A 20,797-nucleotide genomic window follows, 5' to 3' on the forward strand; every position below is an offset into this window, starting at 1 on the left:
ATGACTAGCGCGTGCCGCGCGACGTGGCGGCGCCGCCCGGCGTTTGCGCGCCGCGGGCTTCGACCTTCTGTTCGATGCGCTCGATGCGCTTTTCGACGCGCGCGAGCGAATCGCGCGCGCGCGCCACCTCGACGTTGAAGTCAGCGAGCGCGGTGCGCCGCACCAGCTGCGGATTTTCGTCGAGCAGGTACTCGGCGGCGGTGTCGAGCAGATTGCGACCGGTGCGCTGCACATGCTCGCCGACTGAGCGGACTAGCGACGTGATGCGCCACGCGGGTCCATCACCGATCAGCTTCGCGAGATCTTCCTCCGGCTCCCAGCGCAGATGCTCGGCGAGCTTCGCGATCACGGTCGCGAACTCGGCGTCGCCCTCGATCTTCACGTGCTTCATCACCGCCGCCTGGCCACCTTGCAGGAAGGCCGGCAGTGCGTCGGACGGCACCGAGATCGTCACGTCGAACTGATGCGCATCGGCTTCGTCGAGCGTACCGAGATAGCCATCGGGCTGCACGAGCAGCGCGAGCACAACCGGCGGACATGACAGGCGAGCGGTCTTGCCCGCGTACGGGGCGAGGCGCTCGCGGGCCCACGATTCGCGGGCGAGCAGATGATTGACAGCAGCAGCGAAGGGCTTGGCGGCGAGGGTCATCGAAGGTGGCAAGAAAAAACCCGCGCGAGCGAGGTGCTTGCGCGGGCTCCCATTGTAACGTCCGTTCGCTTCGCGGCCTGCTATGCCGAACGGCCTAAGCCATGCGCGAGGTCAGGAATCGCCATGCCGTGGCCGGCTCTTTTCGAGGCAAACGCGACTCGATGCGTCGGCATGTCAGTGTTGCTCGACCTGCTGGATGCCGGCAAGCAGCCAGCCTTCGCCAGTGCGGTTCGACTTCGTCAGATTCCAGACTTCGACGAACGGCTCGGCCGCCGCGCCAGGCTCCTCGCGGATCAAACCGGAGAAGCGCACGCTCGCGAAGGATTCGTTCGCGCGCTCCTCGACGCCGAGCAGCTCGGCGTTCAACTGCACGACGTCGGTCTGGCTCGGCTGCGTGCCGCGCGACGCGAGATCGACGCGCACTTCGGCGAACATTTCCGGCGTCGTGAATTCGCGGATGTCCTCGACGTTGCCGACGTCCCACGCGGCCTGCAGGCGCACGAAGTACACCTTCGCGTTACGCAGAAACGCTTCCGAATCGAAGCCGGCCGGCACCGACGGCGTCGCGCCGAGCGATGGCGTGGTCAACGGGTTGCCCTGCGGTTCGAGATACGAGCCGGTGGGCGGCGCCGTGTAACGCGGCTCCTGAATATAGTCGGTGCCTTTCGTGTTCAGCGACGGCGCCGTGCCCGCGTAGGCAGGCTGCGCCGCATCGCGCTTACGGCCGGTGAAGCGGCGGATGAGCCAGATCACCACAATCGCGATCAACGCGATCACGATCACGTTCGCGAACATGCCGGCGAACGCCTCGCCGAGCCCGAAATGCGACAGCAATGCGGCGATGCCGAGACCGGCCGCGAGACCGGCGATCGGCCCGAGCCAGCGATTGCGGTTCGGCGCGGCGGGCGGCGTGGGCTTAGTCGCAGGCGCCGCCTGCGCGCTCTGCTGCGGGGCCTGATTGTTCTGCGCCGGCTGGGACGGCGGCGTCGTCTGGCGCTGCTGCAGACTATTCGATTGACGGCCGAAGCTGCGGCCTCCGCCCATGCGGCGTGCTTCGGCGTCGAGAGAGGCAAGCGTGCCGGCCATCAGCAGACCGACCATCGCGATCAGTCCGATTCTTCTCGCCAGCGACCCCTTAACCTTACGAGTAGATAACAAATTCGAATCGGACATTTCGCACTTTCCTTTAAAAATCGATGGGTTAGGGACTCTAGTATTTGGTCCCCACATGCAAAGCTACCACGCCAGCTGACAAATTGTAATATTTGACGCCGTCGAGACCAGCTTGTTCCATCATAGTTTTCAAAGTTTCCTGGTCCGGATGCATGCGGATCGATTCCGCCAGGTACTGGTAGCTTTCCGCGTCCTTGGCGAAGCGCTCGCCGAGCCACGGCAACACCTTGAACGAATACAGATCGTAGACCTTCTTCAGCGGATCCCATACCTTCGAGAACTCGAGCACGAGCAGCCGCCCGGCCGGTTTCAGCACACGACGCATCTCGGCAAGCGCGATGTCCTTATGTGTCATGTTGCGCAAGCCGAACGCGACCGTCACGACGTCGAAGTAGTTGTCCGGAAACGGGATTTTCTCGGCATCGCACAGCAGCGCCGGCGTGATGATGCCCTTGTCGAGCAGCCGGTCGCGGCCCACGCGCAGCATCGATTCATTGATGTCGGTATGCCAGACCTCGCCCGTTTCACCCGCCTGTTTTGCGAACGCTTTCGACAGGTCGCCGGTGCCGCCCGCGATGTCGAGCACCTTGTAGCCCGGCCGCACGTTCGCCTGGGCGATCGTGAACACCTTCCACGCCCGGTGCAATCCGCCCGACATCAGGTCGTTCATCAGGTCGTAGTTGGCGGCCACCGAGTGGAACACCCCCGCCACCTTCTGCGCCTTGTCCTGTTCGTCGACCGATTGAAAGCCGAAGTGGGTTTTGCTCATCGCGCTCGTCCTTTCGCGTGTTCTTGAATGTTGCGCCGCTCGAGCGGCGTTCGGGGGCGAATCGTATCAGTGACAGTGCCCGTGCGCAGCCGCGGCGGGCACCATCGGCGTGTCGCGGTCGATGCCGGCCGCTGCCAGTTTGGCGAGATACGCGCGCCAGAGTTCATCCTGACGCACGGCCATGTCGTACAGCAGGTCCCACGAGTAGATACCGGTGGCGTGTCCATCGGAGAAGGTCGGTTGCAGCGCGTAGTTGCCGACGCCTTCGATCATCGTGATCGTCACGTCGCGCTTGCCGGTCTGCAGCGTTTCCTGGCCGGGCCCGTGGCCCATCACTTCCGCCGACGGCGAATACACGCGCAGCAGTTCGAACGGCAGCCGATACGCTTCGCCGTTCGCGTACTGCAGTTCGAGCACGCGCGACTTCGAATGCAAGATCACGCCTGTCGGCACCGGCGTCTCGGGAGTCAATCCGCTCATGTTGGCCTCATCAGATAACGGCGGGTGATAACGTCGGATCGGCCGCCTCGCACGCCGACGGCAGTCCGGCGATGCGCGGCGACGGGTTCAGCGACGCTCAGCCCAGCGCCTGTTCAATTTCCTGCCGCACGGCTTCGCGCAGCAGCGTGGCGTGCGCGCGGCGCGACGACAACATCGCTTCGGACACCGTGCGCTGGCGCGGCGCCCAGATCGGCAGGGGGAAATGCGCGTCGTTCGAGAAACGCGGAATCACGTGCCAGTGCACGTGCGGCACCTGGTTGCCGAGGCTCGCGAGATTGACCTTCGCGGGCTGCATCACGCGCCGCTGCGCACGCTCGACCGCGTACACGGCCTTCATCACGTGATCGCGCTCGTCGGCAGAAAGATCCGAAAACTCGGCGACGTGAGCGTTCCAGATGACCCGGCAAAAACCCGGGTAGTCTTGTTCGTCGGCGAGGACGACTCGCAGCGCGTCGTCCTGCCACAGCACATGGCCGCCGTCTTCACGGCAAAAAACGCAGTCCATCGTCGTCCTCGGCAAAAATCGTTGGTCGTGCCATTAAACCAGCACGCGCTCGATTCCGCCATTGTTCGCCCGTTGAACGTAGTCCGCCATCCAGTTTTCGCCGAGCACGTGACGTGCCATCTCGACCACGATGTAGTCCGCCTCGGTACCCGCGTCTTCGTTGTAGCGCGACAGCCCTTGCAGGCACGACGGGCAACTCGTGAGGATCTTGACGTCGGCCGAACCCGCGTTTCCGTGATTGGGCTGCGGACCGTCGCCGGCCTTCAGCACCGAACCGTTCGGCGCGCCCGCGGCGCCGGCCGATGCATTAGCCGGATTGATCGCGTTCGCGCCCGCTTCGGCGACGAGAGGGATGCCGCGCAGCTTCGCCGCGCCCTTGCGGATTTCTTCTTCCTTGCGGAAGCGCACCTGGGTCGAGATGTCGGGACGCGTGACCGCGAGCGTGCCCGATTCGCCGCAGCAGCGGTCGTTCTTCTCGATCTTGTAGCCGTCCTGCTCCGAACCCATCAGCTGATTGACGAGCTTGACCGGGTCCATCGTCTTGATCGGCGAATGGCACGGGTCGTGGTACATGTAGCGCACGCCGTTCACGCCATCGAGCTTGATGCCTTTTTCCAGCAGATACTCGTGGATGTCGATGATCCGGCAGCCCGGGAAGATCTTTTCGAATTCGTAACCGGCGAGCTGGTCGTAGCACGTGCCGCACGACACCACCACCGTCTTGATGTCGAGGTAGTTCAGCGTATTGGCGACGCGGTGGAACAGCACGCGGTTGTCGGTGACGATCTGCTCGGCTTTGTCGTACTGGCCCGAACCGCGCTGCGGATAGCCACAGCACAGGTAGCCCGGCGGCAGCACGGTCTGCACGCCCGCCTCCCACAGCATTGCCTGGGTCGCGAGACCAACCTGCGAGAACAGCCGCTCGGAGCCGCAGCCCGGGAAGTAGAACACCGCTTCGGTGTCGGCGGTGGTCGTCTTCGGATTGCGGATGATCGGGACGATCTTGTTGTCCTCGATATCGAGCAAGGCGCGCGCGGTCTTCTTCGGCAGGTTGCCCGGCATCTTCTTGTTCATGAAGTGGATCACCTGCTGCGTGATCACCGGCTTGCCGACCGTGGCGGGCGGATGCGCGGTCTGCTTCTTCGCGAACTTCTTCAGCACTTCATTGCCGAGGCGCTGCGCCTTGTAGCCGATGCCCATCATCGCGGTGCGCGCGAGGTTGATGGTCTGCGGGTTGGTCGCGTTCAGGAAAAACATGCCCGCGGCGTTGCCCGGGTTGAACTTCTTCTTGCCCATCTTGCGCAACAGGTTGCGCATGTTCATCGTCACGTCGCCGAAGTCGATCTTCACCGGGCACGGCGTCACGCACTTGTGGCAGACAGTGCAGTGATCGGCGACGTCGTTGAACTCGTCCCAGTGCTTGATCGACACGCCGCGGCGCGTCTGCTCTTCGTACAGGAATGCCTCGACCAGCAAGGACGTGGCGAGAATCTTGTTGCGCGGGCTGTACAGCAGGTTCGCGCGCGGCACGTGGGTCGCGCAGACGGGCTTGCACTTGCCGCAGCGCAGGCAGTCCTTGATCGACTCGGAAATCGCGCCGATATCGGACTGCTGCATGATCAGCGATTCGTAGCCCATCAGGCCGAAGCTCGGCGTGTACGCGTTGCGCAGGTCCGCGCCTTCGAGCAGCTTGCCCGCGTTGAAGCGGCCATGCGGATCGACGCGCTGCTTGTACTTGCGGAATTCGCCGATCTCGTCGTCGGTCAGGAATTCGAGCTTCGTGATGCCGATGCCGTGCTCGCCGGAGATCACACCGTCGAGCGAACGCGCGAGCTTCATGATGCGCGCGACCGCCGTGTGCGCGTCCTGCAGCATCTCGTAGTTATCGGAGTTGACCGGCAGGTTCGTGTGGACGTTGCCGTCGCCCGCGTGCATGTGCAGCGCGACGAACACGCGCCCGCGCAGCACCTGCTTGTGGATCGCCTGGGCTTCGTCGAGGATCGGCTTGAACTCGCCGCCGTTGAAAATCTGCCGCAATTCGGCGCGGATTTCCTGCTTCCACGATACGCGAATCGTGCGGTCCTGCGCGAGGTGGAATACGGTTGCGTCGGGTTGCGCGTCGACGCGGTCGGCGAACTTTTCGGCGAGCGACTCGTAGCCGAGGCCGACCAGGTAGTGCTGCGCCTCGCGCAGCGACAGGTCGAGCTTGCCGCGCACGAATTCCCAGCGCGTGCGCACACGCGCGAGTAGATCGAGCGCCTGCTGCACGCGGTCTTCGAGCAGCTCGGCGCTGGGGATTTCGTTCGCGTCGTCGCTCTTGCCGAGCGGCAGCTTGCCGCTCTTGAAGAACGCTTCGAGCGCGTCGACCAGTTGCAGCTTGTTCTTCAGCGACAGCTCGATGTTGATGCGTTCGATGCCGTCCGTGTATTCGCCCATGCGGTCGAGCGGAATCACGACGTCTTCGTTGATCTTGAACGCGTTGGTGTGCCTTGCGATCGCGGCCGTACGGCTGCGGTCGAGCCAGAAGCGCTTGCGGGCCTCGGCGCTGACGGCGACGAAACCTTCGCCGCTCTTGCCGTTGGCCATGCGCACGACTTCCGAGGTGGCCTGCGCGACCGCGTCCGCGTCGTTACCGACGATATCGCCGATCAGCACCATCTTCGGAAACGCGTTGCGTTTGCTCTTGGTCGCATAGCCGACCGCGCGCAGATAGCGCTCGTCAAGATGCTCGAGACCCGCGAGAATCGCGCCGCCCTGGCGCGACGTCTCGAACAGGTAGTCCTTGATTTCGACGATGCTCGGAATCGCCTCGCGCGCCTGGCCGAAGAACTCGAGACAGACGGTGCGCGTATGCGCAGGCATCTTGTGCAGCACCCAGCGCGCGGACGTGATGAGGCCGTCGCAGCCTTCCTTCTGCACGCCCGGCAGACCGGCGAGGAATTTGTCGGTGACGTCCTTGCCGAGGCCTTCCTTGCGGAACACGCGGCCCTTGATGTCCAGCGCTTCGGTGCGCAGCAGCTTCTCGCCCGGCGCGTAGTCGCCGTCGAACCATTTGAGCTCGAAACGCGCGACTTCGATGTCGTGGATCTTGCCCATGTTGTGCTCGAGACGCGTGACTTCGAGCCAGTTCCCTTCCGGGTCGACCATGCGCCACCACGCGAGGTTGTCGAGCGCCGTGCCCCACAGCACCGCCTTCTTGCCGCCCGCGTTCATCGCGACGTTGCCGCCGACGCAGGACGCGTCGAGCGAGGTCGGGTCGACCGCGAACACGAAGCCGGCCTGCTCGGCCGCTTCGGTCACGCGGCGCGTGACGACGCCCGCGCCCGAGAAAATCGTCGCGACCTTGCGATCGACGCCCGGCAGCTGGGTCATTTCGACCGGGCCGAGCTGTTCGAGCTTTTCGGTGTTGATGACGGCCGAGAACGGCGTGAGCGGCACCGCGCCGCCCGTGTAGCCGGTGCCGCCGCCGCGCGGAATCACCGTCAGTCCGAGTTCGAAGCAGGCCTTGATCATGCCGGCGATTTCGGCCTCGGAGTCCGGCGTCAGCACGACGAACGGGTATTCGACGCGCCAGTCGGTCGCGTCGGTCACGTGCGAGACGCGCGACAGGCCGTCGAACTTGATGTTGTCTTTCTGCGTGACCTTGCCGAGCACGCGCGTAGAACGGCGGCGCAGGTCGTAGGTCTGCTGGAATTCGCTGGCGAACTCGTCGATCGCGCGGCGCGCGGCCTGCACCAGCTTTTCGACGCGTGCGGCGCGCTCGACGCCGGCTTCGTCGCCGTGTTCGCGCAGATCGGCGCGGCGGCGCTTTTCGATTTCGGCGAGACGGTGATTGAGCGCCTCGATCAACAGCGCGCGGCGCTTCGGATTGTCGAGCAGGTCGTCCTGCAGATACGGATTGCGGCGCACGACCCAGATATCGCCGAGCACTTCGTACAGCATGCGCGCCGAGCGGCCGGTGCGGCGTTCGGCGCGCAGTTCGGCGAGCGCGTCCCAGGCGTCGTTGCCGAGCAGGCGGATGACGATTTCGCGGTCGGAGAACGACGTGTAGTTGTAGGGAATTTCGCGCAGACGCGCTTCGGGATCGGCGGCCACCGCGCCGGCGGCGCCGTGCGGATCGAAAACTTGAGGTGCGTTCATGGTTGGACGACTCGGTAGGTCAGCCTGGCGCACTCGTCACGAGGCGTCGGCGGACAATGCGCGTGGGGCGCAATGCTTGAAATCTTCTAGGGCTTCAAGGGGAGCGAGCACGACCGGCGGCCAACTCACGGCGGTCGCTTCGCGGCACTCAGAGACAGCTACACGATCGCGCGTGGCGGACATGCCGTTCCGCCGCGGGGCAGGATTCGCGCGGGACGGGCATTAAATGGGCGATCCGAGGCTGCCAGTGCATCTTCCGATCCTTATTCCAAAACGAAATTCTACCGCATCATTCCGCCACGCGTTGACGGTGGGAATCGGGCGGCGGCGGGGGTTCGGAGGTTTTGGCGATGAATCCGGCGGCGTTTTCGCATACCGTCCATTGACCGGCCGGACGGTTGGGTGAGCTTCGATCGCGCGAGTCCGATACGGCCCGGTTCAGTGCACGGCACCCGTCCGCGGAGCACGCGGAACGGCCAGAGCGGGCACCGTTGGCGCTATCATTGACGTTTTCCCGTCTTACACAGCGCACCGCGCCACCCGCATGGCTTCCCACGACTACCTGAAAAAGACCCTGACCGCGCGCGTCTACGACGTGGCGCGCGAGACCGAACTCGAACGCGCGCCGAACCTGTCGGCGCGGCTGCGCAACCCGGTCTATCTGAAGCGCGAGGACAACCAGCCGGTGTTCTCGTTCAAGCTGCGCGGCGCATACAACAAGATGGCGCATATTCCGGCCGGGGCGCTCAGTCGCGGCGTGATCACCGCGTCGGCGGGCAATCATGCGCAGGGCGTGGCGTTATCGGCGGCACGCATGGGCGTGAAGGCGATCATCGTCGTGCCGGTGACGACGCCGCAGCTCAAGGTCGACGCGATCCGCACGCATGGCGGGCCGACCGTCGAGATCGTGCAGTTCGGTGAGTCGTATAGCGACGCCTATGGTCACGCGGTCAAGCTGCAGGAAGAGCGCGGCCTGACCTTCGTGCATCCGTTCGACGATCCGTACGTGATCGCCGGCCAGGGCACCGTCGCGATGGAAATCCTCAGCCAGCACCAAGGGCCGATTCACGCGATCTTCGTGCCGATCGGCGGCGGCGGTCTCGCGGCCGGTGTCGCCGCCTACGTGAAATCGGTACGCCCCGAGATCAAGGTGATCGGCGTGCAGACCGATGATTCGTGCGCGATGGCCGCGTCGTTGCAGGCGGGCGAGCGCGTGACGCTGAACGAAGTGGGCCTGTTCTCCGACGGCACCGCGGTGAAGCTCGTCGGCGAAGAGACCTTCCGTCTGTGCCGCGAATATCTCGACGAAGTGCTGCTCGTGAACACCGATGCGCTGTGCGCCGCGATCAAGGACGTGTTCCAGGACACGCGCAGCGTGCTCGAACCGGCGGGCTCGCTCGCGGTGGCCGGCGCCAAGCAGTATGCCGAACGGGAAGGCATCGAGAACCAGACGCTGATCGCGATCACGTCGGGCGCGAACATGAACTTCGACCGCATGCGCTTCGTCGCCGAACGCGCGGAAGTGGGCGAAGCGCGCGAAGCGGTCTTCGCGGTGACGATCCCCGAAGAGCGCGGCAGCTTCAGGCGCTTCTGCGAGCTGCTCGGCACGCGCAGCGTCACCGAGTTCAACTACCGGATCGCTGACGCGAACTCGGCGCATATTTTCGTCGGCGTGCAGATCCGCAATCGCAGCGAATCGGCGCAGATCGCCGGCGCGTTCGAAGCGCACGGCTTCGCCACCGTCGACCTGACCTTCGACGAACTGTCGAAGCAGCACATCCGCTACATGGTCGGCGGCCGCTCGCCGCTCGCGCGCGACGAACGACTGTTTCGCTTCGAGTTTCCGGAACGTCCGGGCGCGCTGATGAAATTCCTGTCGTCGATGGCGCCGAACTGGAACATCAGCCTGTTCCACTACCGCAACCAGGGCGCGGACTACAGCTCGATTCTGGTCGGCATTCAGGTGCCCGGGAGCGACCACGCGGCGTTCGAGCGCTTCATCGAAACGCTCGGCTATCCGTGCTGGGAAGAGACGAAGAATCCGGTCTATCGTCTCTTCCTCGCCTGATCTCTTCGAACCGGAACGCAACGATGGCGCTTTCGCTCGTCGACAAACTGGTGGTCGCAATCTCGTCGCGCGCACTGTTCGACTTCGAGGAAGAGAACCGTGTCTACGAGGCCGGCGACCTGAAGGCTTACGAAGCGTTGCAGCGCGAGCGTCTGAACGTGCCCGCGAAACCGGGCGTGGCGTTTCCGCTGATCCGCAAGCTGCTTGCGCTGAACGCCGGCGGTCATCGCGTCGAAGTGGTGATCCTGTCGCGTAGCGATCCGATCAGCGGTCTGCGCGCGTTTCATTCCTGCCGCGAACACGGGCTCGCGATCGAGCGCGGCGTGTTCACGCGCGGCCGCGCGCCGTTCGGTTATCTGAAGCCGCTGAACGCTTCGCTGTTTTTGTCGGCGAATCAGCACGACGTGCGCGATGCGCTCGCCGCTGGCTTCCCAGCCGCACGCGTGTTGCCGGAATCGGCGAAAATGGCGAGCAAATACCCCGACGAAATCCGTATTGCGTTCGACGGCGACGCGGTCTTGTTTTCCGACGAAGCGGAACGCATCTTCCAGCAAGACGGCCTGCGCGCGTTCGTCGGTCACGAGATCGACAACAAGCATCTGCCACTCGCGGACGGTCCGCTCAAGCCGCTGCTCGAAGCACTCCACCGGCTGCAAAAACTCGCGGACGCGGCCGCGCCGATGCGCATTCGCACGGCGCTGGTGACGGCGCGCTCGGCTCCCGCGCATGAGCGCGCGATCCGCACCCTGATGGCATGGAACATCGAAATCGACGAAGCGATGTTCCTCGGCGGCCTCGACAAAAGCGCATTTCTGCGCGAGTTCGAGCCCGACTTTTTCTTCGACGACCAGATCGGCCACTGCGAATCGGCCCGCGTCGTAACGGCGACCGGGCACGTGCTGAGTGGCATCGTGAACGCATCATGACACCCGAACAATCCCCGCTCGGCAAGTCCTCGACTTACACCGAACAATACGATCCGACGCTGCTATTTCCGATTGCGCGCAGCCATGCGCGCGAGGCGATCGGCATTACCGCGCGACTGCCGTTTTTCGGCACCGACATCTGGAACGCCTACGAGCTGTCGTGGCTGAACGCGCGCGGCAAGCCGCAGATCGCCGTCGCGACGTTCTTCGTGCCGGCCGACTCGCCGAACATCGTCGAGTCGAAATCGTTCAAGCTGTATCTCGGCTCGTTCGCGCAGACCGCGTTCGACTCGGCCGAGAGCGTGCGCGACACGATCAGGCGCGACGTGTCCGCGTCGTGCGGCGCGACCGTGTCGGTACATCTGAGCACACCGCACGAATTCGGCAAGCTGAAAATGGAAGAATTCGCCGGTCTGTCGCTCGACCGGCTCGAACTCGAGGCGAGCGTCTATCAGCCGGACGCGTCACTTTTGAGCGCGGCGCGCGACGAAGCGCCGGTCGAGGAAACGCTGTTCTCGAACCTGCTGAAGTCGAACTGCCCGGTGACCGGTCAACCGGACTGGGGCAGCGTGCAGATCCACTACGCCGGCCCGCAGATCGATCACGCGGGCCTGTTGCGATACATCATCTCGTACCGCAATCACACCGGGTTTCATGAGCAATGCGTCGAGCGAATCTTCGTCGACATCATGAAGATGTGCAAACCGCTGAAGCTGGCCGTGTATGCGCGCTACACGCGTCGCGGCGGGCTCGACATCAACCCGTTCCGCACCAACTACAACCTGCCGATGCCGGACAACATGCGGCTCGCGCGGCAGTAACTCCAACACAAAAAAACAGCGGTAAACGCGACGAGGGCGCCGCAGGCCATCACGACCTGCGGCGCCCTCGTCACATGAAAGCCATCAAAGCGATCAGGCCGCCGGCTTCTTATACGCGACGCAATCCACCTCGACCTTGCAGTCGATCACCATCGACGACACCACGCACGCGCGCGCCGGCGGATTCTCGCCAAAATACTCGCGAAACACCTTGTTGAACGACGCGAAGTCGCGCGGATCGTCGAGCCACACGCCGCAACGCACGACGTGCTCGGCGCCATAGCCCGCTTCCTTCAGGATTGCGAACACGTTCTGGATCGCCTTGTGCGATTGCTCGACGATGCCGCCGTTGATCACTTCGCCGTTTTCCATCGGCGTCTGGCCCGACACGAACAGCCAGCCGTCCGCCTCGACCGCGCGCGCGAACGGCATCACCTGACCGCCCGTTCCCTTTCCGCCTTCCACGCCATATCGCTTCATCGTCACACTCCTTAAAAAGTCGGGCACGCACGGCGCCCTCGCCGCGCGTGCCGCCATCAATCGATAAAAAATCAGAACGCGCCCTGCGCATCGCCCTTCGACGGCGCGCCGCGCGTGACGAACCGGCCAGCCCGCTCGCCCGTCACCGCGCCATCGCGATACGACAGCACGCCGTTGACCCACACCGCGTCGATGCCGGCAGCGGGCTGCTGGGGCTTGTCGAACGTCGCCACGTCATGCACTTTCGCCGGATCGAACAGCACGAGGTCGGCGTGATAGCCGATATGCACTTCGCCGCGTTGCGCGAGTCCGAAGCGGCGCGCGGACAGGCTCGTCATCTTGCGCACCGCTTCCTCGAGCGGCAGCAAAGCGGCATCGCGCGCATAGTGACCGAGCACGCGCGGAAACGCGCCCCACAGCCGCGGATGCGGCAGCGGATCGTTCGGCAGGCCGTCGGAACCGACCATCGTCGCCGGATGCGACAGGATGCGCCGCACGTCGTCTTCGGACATGTTGTGATAGACCGCGCCGGCCGGCTGCAGGCGCTTGCCCGCCTCCTGCTGCGAGACGCCCCATTCGGCCGCGACTTCCTTGATCAGCTTGCCCGCCATTTCCGGATGCGGCTCGGACCACGTGATCGTGATGTCGATGTCGCCTGTCACCTGCTTCAGATCGAGCGTCGACGAGCTGCGGTTGTACGGATAGCAGTCGCAACCGACCGGCTGCCCGCCGCGCGCGCCTTCGAGCGACTTCAGCACCTCGACGCTGCGCCCCCAGTTCGACGGCCCCGCGCACTTCAGATGCGAGATCACGACCGGCACACGCGCATGACGACCGACGCGGTAGGCCTCGTCCATCGCGTCGAGAATCGCGTCGAACTCGGTGCGCATATGGGTCGTGTACAGCGCGCCCGCGGCCGCGAGCGGCTCGGCGAGCGCCATCACTTCCTCGGTCGGCGCGGCGAACGCCGAACCGTATGCGAGCCCCGAGCTGAGACCGAGCGCGCCGTGCGCGAGCGCTTCCTCGAGCTGCGCGCACATGCGCTCGATTTCCTCGGCAGTCGCCGCGCGATCGAGCCGGTCCATCTGGTTGTTGCGCAACGCCGTGTGGCCGATCAGCGCGCCGACGTTCACCGCCGGCCGCGCGGCGTTGACCGCGTTCACATAGTCGGCGAAGGTCGGGTACTGGAACGCGTCGCGCTCGCCGAGCAGGTTCATCGGATCGGGCGGATCGCCCTTCAGCGATACCGGCGACGCGCTGATCCCGCAATTGCCGACGATCACCGTCGTCACGCCCTGGGTGATCTTCGGCAGCATCTGCGGCGAGCGGATCACATGCGTGTCGTCGTGCGTGTGTACGTCGATAAAGCCCGGCGCGAGCGCGCGCCCCTCGGCCTCGATCACCTCTTCGGCGAGCCAGTTCGACAGATTGCCGATCGCGACGATGCGCCCGTCGCGGATTGCCACGTCGCGCTCGACGGGCGGCGCGCCCGTGCCGTCGTACAGTTGCGCGCCGACGATCAGCGTGTCGGCGGCTTCGGGATGCGAATGCATGGATCAGTCTCCTAACGGTTGTCGATCGCCGCCGCCGCGGTGCGCGTCGAGCGCGTGCTTCATGCGGCGCAGCAATTCGCGGCTTTCGTCGCCTTGACTGACGGCAAGTTCGGTGACGAGCACATCGAGCGCCATCATCATCGCGTAACGGGACGACGACGGCTTGTAAATGAAATCGGTTTCGAACGCGACGATCGGGATCAGCCAGTTGGCGAGCTTCGCCAGCGGCGACGCGGGCGCCGTCAGCGCGACCACCGTCGCACCGTAGCTGCGCGCGATCTTGCAGTTCTCGACCATCTCGGGCACGCGCCCCGTGGTGGACAGCGCGATCACGACGCACTCGCGCGACACCGTGCTCGCCACCATGCGCTGCAACAGCCCGTCCTGATAGGTCGCGACCGGGCGGCCGAGGCGCACGAGCCTGAAACGCATTTCGTCAGCGAGCGCGGTCGAGCCGCCGCCCATGCCGAACACGTAGATCATGCGCGCATCGCGCAGCGCGGCCGCCGCTTCGGCGAGCGGCGCCTGGCGCAGCAGTTGATGATTGTGCGCGAGCGCCGTTTGCAACTCGTCGAAGACGCGCGTGGCGATCGGCTCGGGTGCGTCGCTTGCGGTGTCGCGCTCGAGAAACCGCTGACCGACCGCCGCCGCCTGCGCGAGCCGCAGCTTGAGTTCGCGCACGTCGCGGCAGCCGACCGCCTTCGCGAAGCGCGTGACGGTCGCGATGCTGACCTCGGCCTGCTGTGCCAGCGCGCCGATGCTCGCGCGCGACGCGCCGGTCAGATCGTCGAGGATCAGCGCGGCGACCTTGCGTTCGGCCGAGCGCAACTCCGGCGCGCACTCGGCAATGCGCGCGACGATGTCGAAAGCGAGCGGTTCGGCGCTACGGTTCATGGCAGGCGGTGGGGTTCGCGGCACGGCTTTCGCGGCCCTTTCCGGCGGCCTTCGAAACCCATGGTACTAAATAACATTCGTTCAGACATCGTACTTTCGATAACATGGTAAAGTCAAATCTGACTCAATTTACCCGGACGATGGAGCACGGAGACATGAAAGTTACAAACTATCAGGGCGCGACGATTGATCCTTATAGCAAGGGCTTGGGCATGGTTCCGGGCACGAGCGTCCAGCTGAAGGACGCCGCGCGCCTCGAGTGGAACCTGCTCGCCGAGGACGTCAGCCTGCCGGCTGCCGTACTGTACGAGGATCGCGTCGAGCACAACCTGAAGTGGATGCAGGCGTTCGTTGCCGAATACGGCGTCAAGCTCGCGCCTCACGGTAAGACCACGATGGCGCCGCAACTGTTTCGCCGTCAGCTCGAAACCGGCGCGTGGGGCATCACGCTCGCCACCGCTCATCAGGTGCGCGCGGCGTACCACGGCGGCGTCTCGCGCATCCTGATGGCGAATCAGCTGGTCGGCCGTCACAACATGATGATGATCGCCGAATTGCTCAGCGATCCGGATTTCGAATTCTTCTGCCTCGTCGATTCGGCTGAAGGCGTCGAGCAACTCGGCGAATTCTTCACCTCGGTGAAGAAGCCGCTGCAGGTGCTGCTCGAACTCGGCGTGCCGGGTGGACGCACCGGCGTGCGCGACGAAGCGCAACGCAACGCGGTGCTCGACGCGATCGCGCGCTATCCGGACGTGCTGAAGCTCGCGGGGGTCGAACTGTACGAAGGCGTGCTGAAGGAAGAACCCGAAGTGCGCGCGTTCCTGCAAGGCGCGGTTGCGGTCACTCGCGAACTTGTCGAGCAGGGGCGTTTCGCGCGCTCGCCGGCGGTGCTATCGGGCGCGGGATCGGCGTGGTACGACGTGGTCGCCGAAGAGTTCGCGCAGGCGACGCAATCCGGCAAGGTCGAGGTCGTGCTGCGTCCCGGCTGCTATCTGACGCATGACGTCGGCATCTATCGCAAGGCGCAGACCGACATTTTCAAGCGTAATCCTGTCGCGAAGAAAATGGGCGAAGGGTTGCTGCCGGCGCTGCAATTGTGGGCGTACGTGCAGTCCATTCCCGAGCCGGATCGCGCGATCATCGGCCTCGGCAAACGCGACTCAGCGTTCGACGCGGGCATGCCGGAGCCGGCGCGCCACTATCGCCCGGGCCAGCAAGCGCCGCGCGACATCGCCGCGAGCGAGGGCTGGGAAATCTTCGGCCTGATGGATCAGCACGCGTATCTGCGGATTCCCGCCGGCGCCGATCTGAAAGTGGGCGACATGATCGCGTTCGACATCTCGCATCCGTGCCTGACGTTCGACAAGTGGAAGCAGGTGCTGGTCGTCGATCCGCAGTATCGCGTGAAGGAAGTGATCGAGACGTTCTTCTGATCGGACCACGCCGCGCTGACTGAAGCGCGATCTGTTCCGCTAAAGAAAAAGGCTGTGCGCCCTTGGGCTCACAGCCTTTTTTATCGCCACGCGCGGACTAAAAATCACATGCGCTGCGCCGCCTCGTCGCCGGCGCTCTCCTGCGGCGCGGCGGCCACGGTCGCGGCGCTGGCGTTGGCCGTCACCTCGCCGATGCGCGTCTCCAACATTTTCAGCGCGCTCGACAACGCCGCGAGCGCCTCATCCGGCAACCCGGCCATCGTGTCGTGCAAGAACGCGTTGCGACGCGGCAGGCTCGCTTCGGTCGCGGCGTGGCCCGCTTCGGTCAGGCGCACGTTGGTCACGCGGTTATCGCGCGTATCCATGCTGCGCGCGATCCAGCCCAACCCTTCGAGCGCCTTCAGCTGTCGCGTGAGCGCGCCAGGATCGACGCGCAACCGCTCGACGAGCCGCTTCTGCGACGACTCGCCGGCCTGCTCGCGCAGCGCGAGCAGAATGCGCCAGCGTGGCAACGGATGCCCCACCTTGGCCTCGAATGCCGACATGAACGCCCGATACGTGCGACCAAATTGCTGCATGACGGCGACGCGGTCCTGTTCTTCCATAATCTGCCTGTCCAACACCAAGTTCAAAAATCAGTCTGCGTGAATCACCGGCTCGAGCTTGCGCTGCAGCTTGATCGGCGGCACGCGGCGGGTTTGCCACACCGACACGACGGCGATCACCGCGGCCATCGCGAGACCCAGATGAATCGCCCCGACCAGCGCCTCGCGCGCACTTTCGAGCAACATCGCGCCGTTGTGGCCAGCGTGGGTCAACTGGTCGACGAGCGTGGTCTGCGCATCGCGGTTGATCAGGATCTGCGGATCGCCGAGATCGGCGAACCAGTGCGTCGCGCCCGCGCCTTCGAGCGCATTGCGCACACCGCTCTTGTACATGTGGGTCACGAGCGTGCCGGTCAGCGCCGTGCCGATCATGCCACCGATCATCCGCAGCGACTGCAGCAGCGCGGTCGCGATGCCGAGGTGTTCGCGGCCCGCGGTCTGCTGCGCGAAGATCGTCAGGTTCGGCATCACGAAGCCGAGCCCGAGGCCGCCGACGACCATGAACGACATCAGCACCCATTGCTGCATCGAACGGGTCGCGACGACGATGCCAAGGCATGACAGCGCGACCATCGCAAAGCCGATGTACAGCATCAGGTTCGGATTCTTCACCCGCGACACGACGCGCCCGTTCGCGATACTGCCGATCGTGATGAACACGACGAGCGGCGTGATCACGAGGCCCGCCTCTTTCGGCGACATGCCGAAGCCGCCCTGGAACAGCAGCGGTGCGTAGAACAGCAGCGAGAACATCGTGAAGCCGCCGAGCACGGCCAGCGTGAACAGCGCGGCCAGACTGCGGTTGCGGAACATGTCGACGGGCAGGATCGCGGTCGGGCAGCGCTTTTCCCATTTCCACAGCGTGACGGCCGACGCGACGGCGAGCCCGAGCAGCGCGAACGCGCTCAGCGTGACGCCGTGCTTCGGCAGCAATTCGACGAACAGCTGCAGTGAGCCGAGCGCGATCGCGATCAGCAGCGCGCCGGGCCAGTCGAGCCGCATTTTGCCGGTATGTTCGACGTGCCGCAGATGCGGCAGGAAACGCCAGACGAAAAACAGCGACAGCAGCCCGACCGGCAAATTCACATAGAACACCGAGCGCCAGCCGTAGTACTGCGTGAGGAAACCGCCGAGCGACGGGCCGACCGCATTGGCGATGCCGAACGCCGAGCTCATCAGCACCTGCCAGCGCAGCCGCACGACGGAATCGGGGAACAGATCGGGAATGCATGCGAACGCGGTGCCGACGAGCATGCCGCCGCCAATGCCCTGCAACCCGCGCGCGAGCACGAGAAACAGCATGCTGTTGGCCGCGCCGCACAGCACCGAGGCGCCGGTAAACACGACGATCGACGCAATCACGAACGGCTTGCGCCCGTAATAATCGCCAAGCCGCCCGAAAATCGGCACGGTGATCACCGAGGTCAGCAGATACGACGTTGCGACCCATGCGTACAACTCGAAGCCTCGGAGTTCGGACACGATGGTGGGCAGCGCGGTGCCGACCACGGTCTGGTCGAGCGCGACCAGCATCGTGACGAACGAGATGCCGAGCATGGCCAGCAGGGATTCGCGGAACGGTAAGACTTGCCCACTCGAATGGTGAGCGGCGGTATGGACAGCCATTTTTGATGGAGCAAAAGTTGACGTGTCAAAAGATTGGGGATCATACCACGATGCGACGCTCCAACCGGGACCGGAACGCGTCTTGCAACGCGGTAGACTGACCTTGAAGTATCCAGGACACGACATGCCAGGGAGGCCCATGCAGCCGAGTTCGCTCGCAGCACCATCCTTATCGGAGCAGGATCTCGCCGCGCTGCGGCGCGCGAAACACCAGCTCGAAAGCCCCGCGCTCACGATGAAGCTCGCGAGCGTCGTCGGCGCGCCGATCGAGAAGCTGCTATCGCGCATCCCGGCGTTCGCCAACCAAAAAGTGTCCGATGCGACGCAGGCCGCGTTGCGCAAATGTCTGTCGATCGCGCTACGCACGCTCGGCCGGCGCGACGACGCCAGGCTTCTCGCGCCCGACAAGCCGAACAACCTGCTGCACAAGTTCGCGGTCGCGACCACCGGCGCGGCCGGCGGGGCGTTTGGATTGATCGCGCTGCCAGTCGAGCTGCCGGTCACGACTACGCTGATGTTCCGCTCGATCTGCGACATCGCGCGCAGCGAGGGCGAGGACCTGACCTCGGTCGACACGCAGCTGCAATGCCTGACCGTGCTCGGCATGGGCGGTACATCGAGCGAGGACGACGACGCCGACCTCGGCTACTTCTTCATGCGCGGCGCGCTAGCGCAGGCGGTGTCGAAGGCGTCGTCCGAGGTGGCCAGCAAGGGCTTCACGACCCACGGCTCGGCGGCGCTGCTGCGGCTGCTCAACGCGATCGCCGCGCGCTTTTCGGTGCAGGTCAGCGAACAGATCGCTGCCAAATCGATTCCCGCGATCGGCGCGGTGCTCGGCGCGATGGTCAACACCGTGTTTATCGATCACTTCCAGCAGGTCGCGCACGGGCACTTCACCGTGCGGCGGCTCGAGCGGCAATACGGCCAGCAAACGATCGAAGCCGTCTATCGGACGCTCGACGTCACGCTCGACGCCTGAGCCCTGTTCGCGGCGCGGCTCGTCGCGCGTCGGACGAACGCGGCCGCGCGATCGAGCGCGCGGTTCGCCTCCGGCATGAACGGCGCGAACATCGGCCACACGTGCGGCAGGTTTTTCCACACCTCGCATTCGCAATCGACTCCTGCCGCGTGCGCGTTGTCGGCGACGCGGCGCGCGTCGTCGAGCAGCACCTCGGTGCTGCCCGCCTGCAAGAACAGCGGCGGCAGACCGCGCAGGTCCGCGTAGACCGGCGACGCGTACGGATGCGTGGCCGGCGCGTCGCCGAGATAGACCTTGGCCGCGCGCTCGATCGAGGCGCCACAGAACATCGGATCGACGCTGTCGTTGGTGCGCAGGCTCGCGCCGGTCGTCGCCAGATCGGTCCACGGCGAGAACAGCAGGCCGCCAGCGGGCATCGGTGCGCCGGCGTCGCGCAGCGCGACCAGCGTGGCGAGCGCGAGGCCGCCGCCGGCCGAGTCGCCGGCGACCACGATCGAGCTCGGTGCGATGCCCATCGCGAGCAGTTGTCGATAGGCAGCGGTGGCGTCCTCAAGCGCGGCCGGAAAGCGATGCTCGGGCGCGAGGCGGTAGTCGAGGGAGAAGAGCCGCGCGTCTGCGCGGGTAGCGAGAGCGAACGTTAGCGACCGATGCGTGCGCGGCGAGCAGAAGTAGTAGCCTCCGCCGTGGCAATACAGCACCGTCGGCTCCGCGCCGCCGGCCGTGCCGCCGTCCACGCGTTCCAGCCATTCGCCGACGAGCGGCGCCTCGCCCGCGCCATACGTTTCGCGAAGATGCCAGCCGCGCGGCACGCGTGGCGACCACACCCGCTTCGAGGTCAGCGCGCGCGCCCGCTCGACGTTGATAGACGGTTTGAGGGTTTCGGGCCGGAACTGCTTGCGCAAATACCAGCAAGCGAGCGCGCTTTGCCAGCTCATCGGGACATGCTCCTTCGTTGAAGTCCCGTCATGGTACGGGCGGTGGCGGGGACGCCGTTGGTTGGCGGGTTCTAACGGTGTGAAGCTGCTTTTGGCCGCGGCACGCGCGCTCGGCCCACGCGAGGCCCACGCCTAGTTCGCCGGCAACACCTGCCCGCGAATTTCGCCCGTCGGATTCTGCGCGGTATGAACATTGAAGTACCACTGCCCCGCCATCAGATCCGTGACCTGCTGCTCGGTCAGCTTCGCCGTGCCTTTGATCGGACTCGCGAGGCCATTCTTCTCGATCGGCACCTGGACCTTCGCGTTCTGGCCAACCGGCGCGGGACCGTGGAAATGCGCGGCGGTGACCGGACTGCTCAAGCCTTCGTAAGTAACAGTCCACTGCAGCGATTGGGTGGACGTGTCGAAGGTCGCATTCAGCATGCCGTGCCCGTGACTCACGCGCGGCGGCACTTCGCTCGACGGCTGGAGATTCGCCTTCAGCGCAACCGTATCCGCGAACGCAGCGCCCGACGCAAGCGCCCACACCACCACGGCCAGATTCAATTTTCGCAGTGAAATCATGGTCTTCTCCGGACATTGACGCGCCGCCGCGGCACCCGTGTCGGCCGTGCGGAGCTTCCACATACTAGTGCAAATCATTTGGAGCCGGTGAGGTTGGGATGGTGGCTTGCGCGGGCCGCTTTGATTCGAACCGGACTGTGATTAAAACCGAAGGCCTGATGGGCAAGGTGCGC

Annotated in this window: 18 protein-coding genes; 5 read left to right on the forward strand and 13 right to left on the reverse strand. The window is 65.0% G+C overall.

The features are described 5' to 3' along the window. Positions 1-4: 4 nt before the first annotated feature. The 6 genes from OKW35_RS06920 to OKW35_RS06945 all read right to left on the reverse strand — a co-directional run bounded on the left by OKW35_RS06920 (position 5) and on the right by OKW35_RS06945 (position 7,737). Positions 5-649, reverse strand: a complete 645-nt coding sequence (locus OKW35_RS06920) for a ubiquinone biosynthesis accessory factor UbiJ (RefSeq protein WP_429551562.1) — start codon at positions 647-649, stop codon at positions 5-7. 174 nt (positions 650-823) lie between these two features. Further along, entirely contained in the window at positions 824-1,822 is a 999-nt protein-coding gene (locus OKW35_RS06925) for a TIM44-like domain-containing protein (RefSeq protein WP_429551563.1), read from the reverse strand. Between the two features lie 37 nt (positions 1,823-1,859). Then, positions 1,860-2,591, reverse strand: a complete 732-nt coding sequence (ubiE, locus tag OKW35_RS06930) for a bifunctional demethylmenaquinone methyltransferase/2-methoxy-6-polyprenyl-1,4-benzoquinol methylase UbiE (RefSeq protein ID WP_090802995.1) — start codon at positions 2,589-2,591, stop codon at positions 1,860-1,862. 66 nt (positions 2,592-2,657) lie between these two features. Beyond that, positions 2,658-3,071, reverse strand: a complete 414-nt coding sequence (locus OKW35_RS06935; RefSeq protein ID WP_018419393.1) for a gamma-butyrobetaine hydroxylase-like domain-containing protein — start codon at positions 3,069-3,071, stop codon at positions 2,658-2,660. A 97-nt stretch (positions 3,072-3,168) separates the two neighbouring features. Beyond that, a complete protein-coding gene (locus tag OKW35_RS06940) occupies positions 3,169-3,597 on the reverse strand; it encodes an HIT family protein (RefSeq protein ID WP_184062416.1) in 429 nt (142 codons plus the stop codon). A gap of 33 nt (positions 3,598-3,630) precedes the next feature. Then, positions 3,631-7,737 (reverse strand): DUF3683 domain-containing protein, encoded by a 4,107-nt coding sequence (locus OKW35_RS06945; RefSeq protein ID WP_429551564.1) that lies wholly within the window; start codon positions 7,735-7,737, stop codon positions 3,631-3,633. Between the two features lie 544 nt (positions 7,738-8,281). Between OKW35_RS06945 and ilvA the strand changes: the two genes are divergently transcribed. From ilvA to queF, 3 genes are read left to right on the forward strand one after another with little or no spacing between them, the layout of a single operon-like run. Beyond that, a complete protein-coding gene (gene ilvA, locus OKW35_RS06950; protein WP_429551565.1) occupies positions 8,282-9,805 on the forward strand; it encodes a threonine ammonia-lyase, biosynthetic in 1,524 nt (507 codons plus the stop codon). 23 nt (positions 9,806-9,828) lie between these two features. Further along, positions 9,829-10,731 (forward strand): 5'-nucleotidase, encoded by a 903-nt coding sequence (locus tag OKW35_RS06955; RefSeq protein WP_184062437.1) that lies wholly within the window; start codon positions 9,829-9,831, stop codon positions 10,729-10,731. Beyond that, a complete protein-coding gene (queF, locus tag OKW35_RS06960; RefSeq protein WP_184053835.1) occupies positions 10,728-11,552 on the forward strand; it encodes an NADPH-dependent 7-cyano-7-deazaguanine reductase QueF in 825 nt (274 codons plus the stop codon). Before OKW35_RS06955 ends, queF begins: the two co-directional genes overlap by 4 nt. Positions 11,553-11,645: 93 nt before the next feature. Here queF and OKW35_RS06965 read toward each other — a convergent pair whose 3' ends face one another. The 3 genes from OKW35_RS06965 to OKW35_RS06975 all read right to left on the reverse strand — a co-directional run bounded on the left by OKW35_RS06965 (position 11,646) and on the right by OKW35_RS06975 (position 14,479). Further along, positions 11,646-12,032: a RidA family protein gene (locus tag OKW35_RS06965; protein WP_008923846.1), complete on the reverse strand. Its 387-nt coding sequence runs from the start codon at positions 12,030-12,032 to the stop codon at positions 11,646-11,648. Positions 12,033-12,103: 71 nt separating this feature from the next. Next, positions 12,104-13,585: an N-acyl-D-amino-acid deacylase family protein gene (locus tag OKW35_RS06970; protein ID WP_184053838.1), complete on the reverse strand. Its 1,482-nt coding sequence runs from the start codon at positions 13,583-13,585 to the stop codon at positions 12,104-12,106. 3 nt (positions 13,586-13,588) lie between these two features. Next, positions 13,589-14,479 carry a MurR/RpiR family transcriptional regulator gene (locus tag OKW35_RS06975; RefSeq protein ID WP_090802984.1) on the reverse strand — a complete coding sequence of 297 codons (891 nt, stop codon included), beginning with the start codon at positions 14,477-14,479 and terminating at the stop codon, positions 13,589-13,591. Between the two features lie 155 nt (positions 14,480-14,634). Between OKW35_RS06975 and OKW35_RS06980 the strand changes: the two genes are divergently transcribed. Then, a complete protein-coding gene (locus OKW35_RS06980; RefSeq protein WP_429551566.1) occupies positions 14,635-15,912 on the forward strand; it encodes an amino acid deaminase in 1,278 nt (425 codons plus the stop codon). Between the two features lie 104 nt (positions 15,913-16,016). Here OKW35_RS06980 and OKW35_RS06985 read toward each other — a convergent pair whose 3' ends face one another. Next, the gene (locus tag OKW35_RS06985) at positions 16,017-16,517 is read right to left on the reverse strand and encodes a MarR family winged helix-turn-helix transcriptional regulator (RefSeq protein WP_429551567.1); all 501 of its coding nucleotides are present in this window, start codon (positions 16,515-16,517) and stop codon (positions 16,017-16,019) included. Between the two features lie 30 nt (positions 16,518-16,547). After that, complete coding sequence (locus OKW35_RS06990) at positions 16,548-18,143, reverse strand: MDR family MFS transporter (RefSeq protein WP_184062447.1); 1,596 nt, start codon at positions 18,141-18,143, stop codon at positions 16,548-16,550. A gap of 139 nt (positions 18,144-18,282) precedes the next feature. Between OKW35_RS06990 and OKW35_RS06995 the strand changes: the two genes are divergently transcribed. Beyond that, the gene (locus OKW35_RS06995) at positions 18,283-19,122 is read left to right on the forward strand and encodes an EcsC family protein (RefSeq protein WP_184062449.1); all 840 of its coding nucleotides are present in this window, start codon (positions 18,283-18,285) and stop codon (positions 19,120-19,122) included. Here OKW35_RS06995 and OKW35_RS07000 read toward each other — a convergent pair. Next, positions 19,089-20,057, reverse strand: coding sequence for an alpha/beta hydrolase (locus tag OKW35_RS07000; protein ID WP_184062451.1), 969 nt, complete (start codon positions 20,055-20,057; stop codon positions 19,089-19,091). The genes OKW35_RS06995 and OKW35_RS07000 overlap by 34 nt on opposite strands. Positions 20,058-20,189: 132 nt before the next feature. Then, a complete protein-coding gene (locus tag OKW35_RS07005) occupies positions 20,190-20,624 on the reverse strand; it encodes a CHRD domain-containing protein (RefSeq protein WP_184062452.1) in 435 nt (144 codons plus the stop codon). Positions 20,625-20,797 lie beyond the last annotated feature (173 nt).

The sequence above is a fragment of the Paraburkholderia sp. MM5477-R1 genome (assembly GCF_050436385.1).
GTDB classification, from domain to species: domain Bacteria; phylum Pseudomonadota; class Gammaproteobacteria; order Burkholderiales; family Burkholderiaceae; genus Paraburkholderia; species Paraburkholderia tuberum.